We start from the raw sequence: 10,063 nt of genomic DNA on the forward strand, positions 1-10,063 counted from the left end.
CATAGCGCTCGGGTAACACTCCGGACACCCGTGATGTTCCTACCCCACCAACCATGATCCACAAGACAGGCCCTAGCTCCCCCCATCCCCCGCCTCACCCCATTGATCATGAGGTTATTGCCGTCCCGCCCGGCGTGTCGTGGCAATAACCTCATGATCAACCTGGGTGGGGGTGGGGGTGGGGGTGGGGTGGGAGGGGTGGGTTTTTTTCGGTGTGGGGCATGTTCTTCGGTGGTCGGGAAAGAGGGCTTGATGACCACCGAAGCCTCTGCCGCGCCGGTGTTGAACCGCCAGCAGATCAGACTCCTCATGCTGGGCCTGATGACCGGCATGTTGCTGGCCGCCCTCGACCAGACCATCGTCGGTACGGCTCTGCCGACCATCGTCGGTGAGCTGGGCGGGATCAACCACTACTCGTGGGTGGTCACGGCGTACCTGCTCGCCTCGACCGCCTCGACGCCTCTGTACGGCAAGATGGCCGACCTGTACGGGCGTCGCCCGGTCTTCCTCTTCTCGATCGGCACGTTCCTGCTCGGGTCACTGCTGGCCGGGCTGTCGCAGAACATGACCCAGCTGATCGTCACGCGGGGCATCCAGGGCCTCGGCGCCGGTGGTCTGCTGACGCTGGCGTTCACGATCGTCTCGGACGTGGTCTCACCCCGGGAGAGAGGCCGCTACCAGGGCCTCTTCGGGGCGGTGTTCGGCATCGCGTCGGTGGCCGGCCCGCTGGTCGGTGGATACTTCGCCGAGACCGACTGGCGGTGGATCTTCTACATCAACGTGCCGCTGGCGATCCTGGCCATCGTGGTCTGCTACCACGTGATGCGGCTGATCCCGTTCGAGCGCCGGAACCACGCGATCGACTGGCTCGGCGCCGGCCTGCTGGTGGCCGGGGTGAGCTGCCTCCTGCTCGCGCTGAGCTGGGGCGGCAACGAGTACGCGTGGAGTTCCGGGCTGATCATCGGCCTCTTCGTCGCCGGTGCGGTGCTGGCCGTGCTCTTCGTGCTTCAGGAGGCGCGGGTCGCCGAACCGATCCTGCCGCTGCGGTTGTTCCGCAGCGCCACGTTCGCCCTGGCCAACTCGGCCGGCTTCGTGCTCGGTCTGGTGATGTTCGGGTCGATCATCTTCATCCCGCTGTACCTCCAGATCGTCAAGGGCGCCTCGCCGACCCGCAGCGGTCTGCTGATGCTGCCGATGATGGCGGGCATCATCATCACCTCGATCCTCACCGGCCGGGCGATGAGCCGGATCGGCCGGTACAAGTGGTTCCCGGTCGCCGGGTCGGTGACGCTGCTGGTCGGCATGTTCCTGTTCACCCAACTGTCGGTGGGCACCTCGCACTGGCTCGCGTTCGCCTTCATGGTGGTGATCGGCGTCGGCCTGGGCCTGTGCATGCAGTCGTTGGTCCTCGCCGTCCAGAACGCCGTCTCCGTGCGTGACCTGGGCGCGGGTACCTCGTCGGCGACCTTCTTCCGGTCGCTGGGCGGTTCCTTCGGGGTGGCGATCCTCGGCGCGGTGCTCTCCTCGCGGCTCGCCGGGGGACTGTCCGACCGGCTGCCGGGCGCGATCGCCCAGCTTCCGCCGGAGCAGCGGGCGGCGGTCGCGGCGAGCGGCGGCACGAACATCTCGATCAACGACCCGGCGACGATCATGGCGCTGCCCGGGCCGGTGCGGACGGCGATCCAGAACGCCTTCGTCGACGCGTTGGACATGGTCTTCCTGACCGCCGGGCTGGTGGCCATCCTGGCGGTGCTGGTGACCCTGGCGATGCCGAACAACGAGCTACGGGGCACCGGCCCGCAGGGCGCGAAGGGTGGGGCCGACCCACTCGGTGGCGAGGCGCCGGCGCCGGGCGGCAAGCCGCTGACGCGTGAGTCCAAGGACGAGGCCGCCGCCGACATGGAGGCCAAGTCCCAAACGATGATCTGACCACCTTCGGCCGAGCGGAGCTGTCCGCGACGGCGGCACTCCCTGACGAGCCTGATGACTGTGAGGCATATTTATGACTCACAGTCATCAGGCTCGTCGGCACATCCGCGCTCCGAGCCCAGGCGGACGCGGAGTAGCGCACTCGACCGCCGCGCTACTTGAGAATGAGTCTGTTCGTCTGCTCGAAGACGTCCAGGTCGGCCAGGGTCTCCAGGACCGAGGCGGAGAGTGGGGCGGGGAAGCGGTCACGGGCGAAGAAGCCCGCGTCGGTGGTCTCATCGGTGAGTCGGGTCAGCTGCCCGTCCCACTCCTCCACCTTGAACGCCGTGGTGAAGACCTGGTACGTGTGCCCGTACATGTTGGTGCTGGTGCGGTCCGGGCCGGTGTAGAGGGCGAACGCGCAGACCCGTAGCGCCCGCAGCCCGGTCTCCTCGCGGACCTCGCGTACCGCGCAGTCGGCGATCGACTCGCCCAACTCCATGGCCCCGGCGGGCATGGCCCACTGGCCGTTGTCGGAGCGTTGGATCAGCAGGATGCGCCCCGCGTTGTCGCTGACCACGGCACGGGCGCCGACGAACATCAGCGTCCGGTCCCCGGCGAGCGCGCGTAACTGCCCCACGTACGAGTCGGCCCAGGAGATGCTCACCTGCGACAATTTACGGGGGTTCCCAACGTGTGACCGCCGACACTAGCTTGTTACCCATGCGTAGCACGATGATGGACGCTCCCCTGCAGGTCTCCCGGATTCTCGATCACGGCGCAGGAGTGCACGGCACGGCCGAGGTGGTCACCTGGACGGGCGCCGAACCCCGCCGGATGACGTACGCCGAGGTGCGCCGCACGGCGGCCCGGCTGGCCCACGCGCTGCGCGACGAGTGCGGGGTGACCGGCGACGAGCGCGTCGCCACCTTCATGTGGAACAACAACGAGCATCTGGTGGCCTACTTCGCGGTGCCCAGCATGGGCGCGGTGCTGCACACGCTCAACATCCGGCTCTTTCCCGACCAGGTCGTCTACATCGCCAACCACGCACAGGACCGGGTGGTGCTGGTCGACACCACGCTCATCCCGCTGCTGGCCCGGGTGATCGGCGAGCTGGACACGGTGCGGCACGTGGTGGTGGTCGGCGGTGGCGATCCGGCGCCGCTGGTGGCCGCGGCCGGCGGCCGGATCACCGTGCACCACTGGGACGCGCTGCTCGCCGACCGCCCGGACGTGTACGAGTGGCCGGAGGTGGACGAGCGCGACGCCGCGGCGCTCTGCTACACGTCCGGCACGACCGGCAACCCGAAGGGTGTCGCCTACTCGCACCGGTCGATCTACCTGCACTCGTTGCAGGTATGCATGCCGGAGGGCTTCGGTCTGGGGCCGACCGACCGGGAGTTGGCCATCGTGCCGATGTTCCACGCCATGTCGTGGGGCCTGCCGTACGCGGCGTTCCTCTCCGGCGCGTCGCTGATCATGCCGGACCGTTTTCTCCAGGCCGCGCCGATCGCCGAGATGATCGCCGCCGAGCGGCCCACCCTGGCCGGCGCGGTGCCGACCATCTGGACCGACCTGTTGGCCTACCTGGACGGCCACGACGTGGACACCTCGTCGCTCACCGAGGTGATCGTCGGCGGTTCGGCCTGTCCGCCGGCGCTGATGCACGCGTTCGACGAGCGGCACGGGATCGACGTCATCCACGCCTGGGGGATGACGGAGATGTCGCCGCTGGGGTCGGTCTCGCGTCCGCCCGCGGGTGTGTCCGGGGAGCAGGCGTGGCGCTACCGCTACACGCAGGGCCGCGTGCCGGCCGGCGTGCAGGCGCGGATCGTCGGCCCATCGGGCGAGCCGCTGCCCGCCGACGGCACGGCCGTGGGCGAGCTGGAGGTCCGGGGGCCGTGGGTGACCGCCCGGTACGTCGGTGACGACGCCCCGGAGGAGGAGAAGTTCCGCGACGGGTGGCTGCGTACGGGTGACGTCGGCACGCTGTCCCCCGACGGGTACATCACGCTGACCGACCGCGCGAAGGACGTGATCAAGTCCGGCGGTGAGTGGATCTCGTCGGTGGGGCTGGAGAACGCGCTGATGGCCCACCCGGCCGTGCTGGAGGCGTGCGTGGTGGGCGTACCGGACGAGCGGTGGGACGAGCGGCCACTGGCGACCGTGGTGATCCGGGAGGGCGCCTCGGTGACCGCCGAGGAGCTGCGGGACTTCCTGGCCGACTCGGTGGCCCGCTGGCAGTTGCCCGAGCGGTGGGCGTTCATCGACACGGTGCCGAAGACCAGCGTGGGCAAGTTCGACAAGAAAGTCGTCCGTTCGCGGTACGCCGAAGGCGAGCTGACTGTCCGGGAGCTGACAACACCGTAACGTCTTCCCGGGCACCGTCGCCTATGGGCAGAGGAGTACTCCTGACATTCCTCCCCAGGGGCGGCCCCGGCGTTCGCACCGCGCCGGGGCCGCCCGCTCCACGCGGGTGACCCCGCACCGTCATTGTTGCGAAAATTGCTCGCCTCTGTCCCGGTGACGGGGAAATCGGGTGCCCCTCGACCCGTTCAGGCGTCGCTGGTGGTGATCAGCACCTTGCCGACTGCCGAATCCTCGACCGCATACCTCGCGGCGTTCCCGTCATGCCAAGCCGTCCACCAGCTCGGGGGTCAACTCACCGATCGACCCGAGCGTCACGGCCGCGAGCCCGGCGGCGTCCGGATCGAGGGGGTACGACCCGTGCGGCACCGCCACCACCCGCATCCCCGCCGCCGCGGCCGAGCGCACGCCGTTGGACGAGTCCTCCACGGCCGCGCAGCGGGCCGGGTCGACGCCGAGGCGCTGCGCGACGCTCAGGTACACGTCCGGCGCCGGCTTGCCCCGCTCGGTCTCCTCGGTGGACAGGGTCGCGTCGAACGCGTCGGTCAGGCCGGTGGCGTCCAGCGCCGCCGCGATCAGCCGCGTCGGCGACGAACTGGCCAACCCGAGCGGCCACCGCGCGGCCAACCCGCGCACCACGTCGTCGGCGCCGTCGATCAGCGGCACGTGCTCCCGGTAGCGCTGCGCCATCTCCCGCACCACCTCGTCGGCGACCTGCGCCGCGGTGCGTCGCACACCCAGCTCACCGCTGAGGTAGTGGGCCCACTCGCCGGTGCTCATGCCCATCAACCGGCGCTGGGTGTCGGGCTGCCACGTGCCACCGTGTGCCGCCACGTACGCCCGCCGGACCTCCTCCCACACCGGTTCGGAATCCACGATCACGCCGTCCAGGTCGAAGACCACCGTATCCACCACGCGCCTATCCTGCCCGACGGCGGGGCCCGCCACGGATGCTCGGCGGCCTCGGTGCCGGCGCCGTTGTCGGAGGTGTTGGCCTCGGTGGCGTCCTTGATCGCCGAACCTACTGCCGGAGGGTGACGGGCAGGAAGCCCCATGTGAACAACTCCATCGCGCCGCGGCGACAACCAGGACGATCCGGACAGGTCACTGGGCGGCGAGCACGTCCACCACGAAGCGCAGCGGACCGGCCGGACGGCCGCCGGCCTTGGCCTCGTCGTTGCTGTACGCCAGCTCGCCCGGGATGTCGAGCTGCACGCGGCTGCCCACGGTCACGCCCACCAGACCCTGGTCCCAGCCGGGGATGACCTGGCCCACGCCGATCGGGAAGGTAACCGGCTGACCGGCGTTCCAGGACGAGTCGAACTCCTTGCCGTCCTTGTAGAAGACGCCCACGTAGTTGGTGGTGATGTTCTGCCCCTTCTTGACCGCTGGGCCGGTGCCCTTGATCATCGGGGTGACCGTGAGCTTCTTCAGCTCGCCCGTGCCCGCCTTCACCGTCGGTTTGGTGCCCAGCGCCGGGTCGGAACCCTCGGGCAACTGCAGTGCGGGCGGCGCGGTGGGGGCGTCCGGGGCCGCAGCGGAGGCGGACGGGTTGGCGCCGGAGGCGGTGGAGGGCTTGTCGTCCCGCTTGCTGTCGATCCAGACGAAACCGCCGATCAGCAGCGCCATCACGGCGACACCGGCGAGCCCACCGGCCCACGCCTGGCGGCGGCGCTTCGCCTCGGCCGCCTTCTGCGCCGCCAGCTGGGCGGCCAGCCGCCGCCCCGCCTTCGTCGCCGGGCTCTGGCCCTCCGACCGGTTCTCCTGCGTGCGCTCGCTCACGTCGTCGACTCCCTGCTGCGAAGGTGTGGCCGGCACCCGGTGCCGGGGGGAAAGCCGACGCACACGGTACCCGCCCGGCGGCCCGCCGTGCCCGCCCCGGACGCCTCGGATCGCCCAGGACCGCCTTCGGCGGGACGTTACTCCGGGATCACCATGAAGTCGGTCACGAACGAGGTGAGCCGCCCGTCGGCGGCCCGCCCGATCCAGGTGCCGTAGCAGCCGTCCCCCCAGCCCGTGGAGACAGTGACGACGTTCGCGCCGGTGGCCTCGTCGAGGACGGCCGTGATCAGCCCCGGAACCGGCGACGAGGGCAGCTCGGCGGGGATGAAGACGTCCTCGATCCGCTCCTCGTCCCAACTCTCCAGCGCGGCGAGCGCGGTCGGGTCGGCCAGGGTGCCGGCGCCGGCGTCCACGCCGTACCCGAAGTAGTCGTCGGCGCCGAGCGCGGCGACGTCCTGGTCGCCCACGACGGCGGGCTCCCAGCGGGTCGTCGGCTCGTCTGAGATCACCAGTTCCAGCGCGGCCACCCGGCGGTCCACCTCGGCGTCCTCCCGCAGCACCGCAGCCACCCAGGCGCGGGCGCGATACCGCCCCGGCGTCACCTCGACCGTGTACGGCTCGGCCTCCGGGCAGACCAGCGGATCGCACCCGACCACCCGCCCGGTCGGCAGCACGACGTCGCCCACCGGATGGGGCTCGACGAGGTACGCGCCGTGCTCGTCGGTGAAGCGGGCCCCGGGCGTCAACAACCGGTCCAGGTCAGGGGTGTACGGCATGGGGGCTCCTCCGGTGGCCGACGGCCGGCGGAGCGTACCTGGTCCGGCGGACACCGGCGGTGCCGCGTACCTCAGGCGCTCTTGCGGGGTGCGGTCTTGCGCGCGGCGGTCTTCTTCGCCGGCTCGGCCTTTCTCGCGGCGGTCTTCTTGGCGGCGGTCTTCTTCGCCGGCTCGGCCGCCTTCTCGGCGGTCTTCTTCGCCGTGGTCTTCGTCGCGGGCGCCTTGGCGGCCTTCTTCTCGGCTGCCTTCTGCGCCGAGCGGGCCGACGAGATGGGCGTCGGCTCGCCGCCGCCACCCCGGGAGGGCTGTTCGCCGCGGGCCGCCCGGGCCCGGTCCACCGATGCCTTCAGCGCGGCCATCAGGTCCACCGCCGCGGCCGGGGCCTCCTCGGCCTCCTCCGGCTGGACGACCTCCCGACCCTCCACCTTGGCGTCGATGACCTCCTGCAACGCGGCCCGGTAGTCGTCGGTGAAGACGTCCGGCTCGAACTCGCCGGTCATCGAGTCGATCAGGGAGCTGGCCATCGCCAGCTCCGGCGGACGGACCTTCAGGTCCTCGTCGAGGAAGCCGAAGTCGGGGGTACGGATCTCGTCCGGCCAGAGCATCGTGTTGAGCAGCAGCACGCCCTCGCGCACCCGTAGCGTGGCGAGCTGTTCACGTTGGCGCAGCGCCACCTTGACGATGGCCACCCGCTCCGAGTCGATCAACGCGTCGCGCAGCAGCATGTACGGCTTGGTGGCGGTGCCCTCCGGCTCCAGGAAGTACGCCTTGTTGTAGAGGATCGGGTCGACCTGCTCGGCGGGGACGAACTCCAGCACGTCGATTGCCCGGGAGCTGGTCAGCGGCAGGTCGGCGAAGTCCTCGTCGGTGAGGATCACCATCTCGCCGCCGCCGATGTCGTAGCCCTTGGCGATGTCGTCGTAGGTGACCTCCTCGCCGCAGACCGAGCAGGTGCGCTTGTAGCGGATGCGGCCGCCGTCCTCGCGGTGCACCTGGTGGAACCGAATGTCCTTCTCCTCGGTGGCGGAGTAGAGCTTCACCCCGATCGAGACGAGCCCGAACGACACGGCTCCCTTCCAGATGGCACGCATCCTGCGCTCCCTTCCCCGGTATCGACCATGCTCGCATCCGGAAGAACCTGACGCGAGGTGTTCGGCCTGCTACTACAGTCGGGTCGTGCCCGGCGCGCCGCTCAAGCCGATGCTCGCGATGACCGGGCTGCTCCCGGCGGGTGACGGCTGGGCGTACGAGTTCAAGTGGGACGGCGTCCGGGCGCTCGCTGACATCTCCGGCGGTGCCCAACACCTGTATGCCCGCTCCGGCGTGGAGATCACCGCCGCGTACCCCGAACTGGCCACCCTGCGCGAGCAGGTCGACGACGCACTGCTCGACGGCGAGGTGGTGCTGCTCGGCGAGGGCGGCCAGCCGTCGTTCACGGCGCTCGCCGAGCGGATGCACGTGCGGGACCGCACCAAGGCGGCCCGGCTGGCGGCGGTCATGCCGGTCACGTACATGATCTTCGACCTGCTGCGGCTGAACGGCGACGACCTGACCGGCTGGCCGTACGAGCGCCGCCGGGAGACCCTGGACGCGCTCGCGCTCGGCGGCGCCCGGTGGGCGGTGCCGCCGGTGTTCGCCGACGGTCCGGCGACGTACGAGGCGGCCGGTGAGCACGGCCTGGAGGGGGTGATGGCCAAGCGGATCGGCGCGGTCTACCGCCCCGGGGTGCGTTCCCCCGACTGGGTGAAGGTCAAGCTGGAGGTGACCGGCGACTTCGTGGTCGGGGGCTGGCGGCCGGGCGCGCGGCGTGTCGGCGGGCTCCTGGTCGGGGTGCCCGGTCCGGATGGCCGGTTGATCTACCGGGGCCGGGTCGGCGGCGGGATCGGCGCGGCCATCGAACGGCAGCTCCTCGCCGAGCTGGAGCCGCTGCGTTCCGGCGCGTCACCGTTCGCACCCGGGGTGCCGCGCGAGGATGCCCGGGGGGCCATCTGGGTAGAACCCCGGGTGGTGGTGGAGGTGAAGTACGGCCAGCGCACCCCCGACGGCCGGCTGCGCTTTCCCCGGGTGCTGCGGTTGCGCCCGGACAAGCCGCCGGAGGAGGTCGACGATGCCGGCTGAGAAGCTGCGGGTGGACGTCGAGGGCCGCGCGCTTGAGCTGTCCAACCTGGACAAGGTCCTCTATCCGGCGGTCGGCTTCACCAAGGGCGAGGTGATCGACTACTACACCCGGATCTCGCCGGTGCTGCTGCCGCACCTGGCCGACCGGCCGGTCACCCGGATCCGCTTCCCCAACGGGGTGGACGACAAGTCCTTCTTCGAGAAGAACAAGCCGGCCGCGACCCCGGACTGGGTACGCGTCGAGACGCTGCCCGCGCCCGGGTCGACCAGGGGCCGGGAGACCATCGACTACGTGGTCGCCGACGACCTGCCCACCCTGGTCTGGCTGGCCAACCTCGCCGCGTTGGAGCTGCACACACCGCAGTGGAAGGTCGACGAGCACCCGGACGTGATGGTCGTCGACCTGGACCCGGGGCCGCCGGCCGGGCTCGCCGAGTGCTGCCCGGCCGCCGTGCTGATGCGCGACCGGCTCGCCGACGACGGCATCGACTCGTACCCGAAGACGTCCGGCAAGAAGGGCATGCAGCTCTGCTGCCCGATCGCCGGCGCCCAGTCCGCCGACGACGTGTCCGCCTACGCGCGTCGGGTCGCCGAGGAGCTGGAGAAGGCTCACCCGAAGCTGATCGTCTCGAAGATGGCGAAGAACCTGCGTCCCGGCAAGGTCTTCATCGACTGGAGTCAGAACAACGCGGCGAAGACCACGGTCGCGCCGTACTCTTTGCGCGCCCAGCGGACGCCGTCGGTCTCGACGCCGCTGACCTGGGACGAGGTCGAGGCCGGCGCGCGCGGCCGGAAGCCGGCCGTCCGCCAGTTCACCGCCGGCGAGGTCCTGGACCGGGTCGAGGAGTACGGCGACCTGCTCGGCGCGCTGCTCGACGGCGGCCCTGAGCTACCGGTGCGCTGACGAGACAGGTCCTTATGCCGCCTTCGGTGGGCATTCGAGGATTCCTGTGACTAGCAGGTGGAGTTGTTGTTGTTGGTGGTGGTGGGGCATGACGGCTGCTAACTCGGCGGCAGTGTTGGCTAGGCTTATCTTCTCGTTGGCGTCAAGTTTGTGGGCGTTGTTGGTTTTGAAGAGTTCGGCGGTGTGGAAGTTGCCGGCTTTGATG

Annotated in this window: 10 protein-coding genes; 4 read left to right on the plus strand and 6 right to left on the minus strand. The window is 70.3% G+C overall.

Annotation, left to right across the window (positions count from 1 at the left end):
* The first annotated feature begins 252 nt into the window (after positions 1-252).
* Entirely contained in the window at positions 253-1,929 is a 1,677-nt protein-coding gene (locus ACLQ24_RS26785; RefSeq protein WP_425894481.1) for an MDR family MFS transporter, read from the plus strand.
* 154 nt (positions 1,930-2,083) lie between these two features.
* Here the strand turns inward: ACLQ24_RS26785 and ACLQ24_RS26790 are convergent, their stop codons facing one another.
* Positions 2,084-2,575 (minus strand): NUDIX domain-containing protein, encoded by a 492-nt coding sequence (locus ACLQ24_RS26790; protein ID WP_425894482.1) that lies wholly within the window; start codon positions 2,573-2,575, stop codon positions 2,084-2,086.
* Positions 2,576-2,646: 71 nt separating this feature from the next.
* Between ACLQ24_RS26790 and ACLQ24_RS26795 the strand changes: the two genes are divergently transcribed.
* Positions 2,647-4,281, plus strand: coding sequence for a fatty acid--CoA ligase (locus ACLQ24_RS26795; protein WP_425894490.1), 1,635 nt, complete (start codon positions 2,647-2,649; stop codon positions 4,279-4,281).
* 258 nt (positions 4,282-4,539) lie between these two features.
* Here the strand turns inward: ACLQ24_RS26795 and ACLQ24_RS26800 are convergent, their stop codons facing one another.
* The 4 genes from ACLQ24_RS26800 to ACLQ24_RS26815 all read right to left on the minus strand — a co-directional run bounded on the left by ACLQ24_RS26800 (position 4,540) and on the right by ACLQ24_RS26815 (position 7,927).
* Positions 4,540-5,193, minus strand: a complete 654-nt coding sequence (locus ACLQ24_RS26800) for an HAD family hydrolase (RefSeq protein WP_425894483.1) — start codon at positions 5,191-5,193, stop codon at positions 4,540-4,542.
* A gap of 189 nt (positions 5,194-5,382) precedes the next feature.
* Complete coding sequence (locus ACLQ24_RS26805) at positions 5,383-6,096, minus strand: FKBP-type peptidyl-prolyl cis-trans isomerase (RefSeq protein ID WP_425894484.1); 714 nt, start codon at positions 6,094-6,096, stop codon at positions 5,383-5,385.
* Between the two features lie 101 nt (positions 6,097-6,197).
* Entirely contained in the window at positions 6,198-6,836 is a 639-nt protein-coding gene (locus tag ACLQ24_RS26810) for a DUF4241 domain-containing protein (RefSeq protein WP_425894485.1), read from the minus strand.
* Positions 6,837-6,907: 71 nt separating this feature from the next.
* Positions 6,908-7,927, minus strand: coding sequence for a Ku protein (locus ACLQ24_RS26815; RefSeq protein ID WP_425894486.1), 1,020 nt, complete (start codon positions 7,925-7,927; stop codon positions 6,908-6,910).
* An 85-nt stretch (positions 7,928-8,012) separates the two neighbouring features.
* On the opposite strand from ACLQ24_RS26815, the gene ligD (ACLQ24_RS26820) reads away from it, so the two are divergent.
* A complete protein-coding gene (ligD, locus tag ACLQ24_RS26820) occupies positions 8,013-8,954 on the plus strand; it encodes a non-homologous end-joining DNA ligase (protein WP_425894487.1) in 942 nt (313 codons plus the stop codon).
* Positions 8,944-9,858 carry a non-homologous end-joining DNA ligase gene (gene ligD, locus ACLQ24_RS26825; protein WP_425894488.1) on the plus strand — a complete coding sequence of 305 codons (915 nt, stop codon included), beginning with the start codon at positions 8,944-8,946 and terminating at the stop codon, positions 9,856-9,858. Before ligD (ACLQ24_RS26820) ends, ligD (ACLQ24_RS26825) begins: the two co-directional genes overlap by 11 nt.
* Positions 9,859-9,870: 12 nt before the next feature.
* Here ligD (ACLQ24_RS26825) and ACLQ24_RS26830 read toward each other — a convergent pair.
* The coding region (locus ACLQ24_RS26830) for a hypothetical protein (protein WP_425894489.1) at positions 9,871-10,063 on the minus strand (193 nt) is incomplete at its 5' end.

It is taken from the genome of Micromonospora sp. DT4 (genome assembly GCF_049841675.1).
Taxonomy (GTDB): domain Bacteria; phylum Actinomycetota; class Actinomycetes; order Mycobacteriales; family Micromonosporaceae; genus Micromonospora.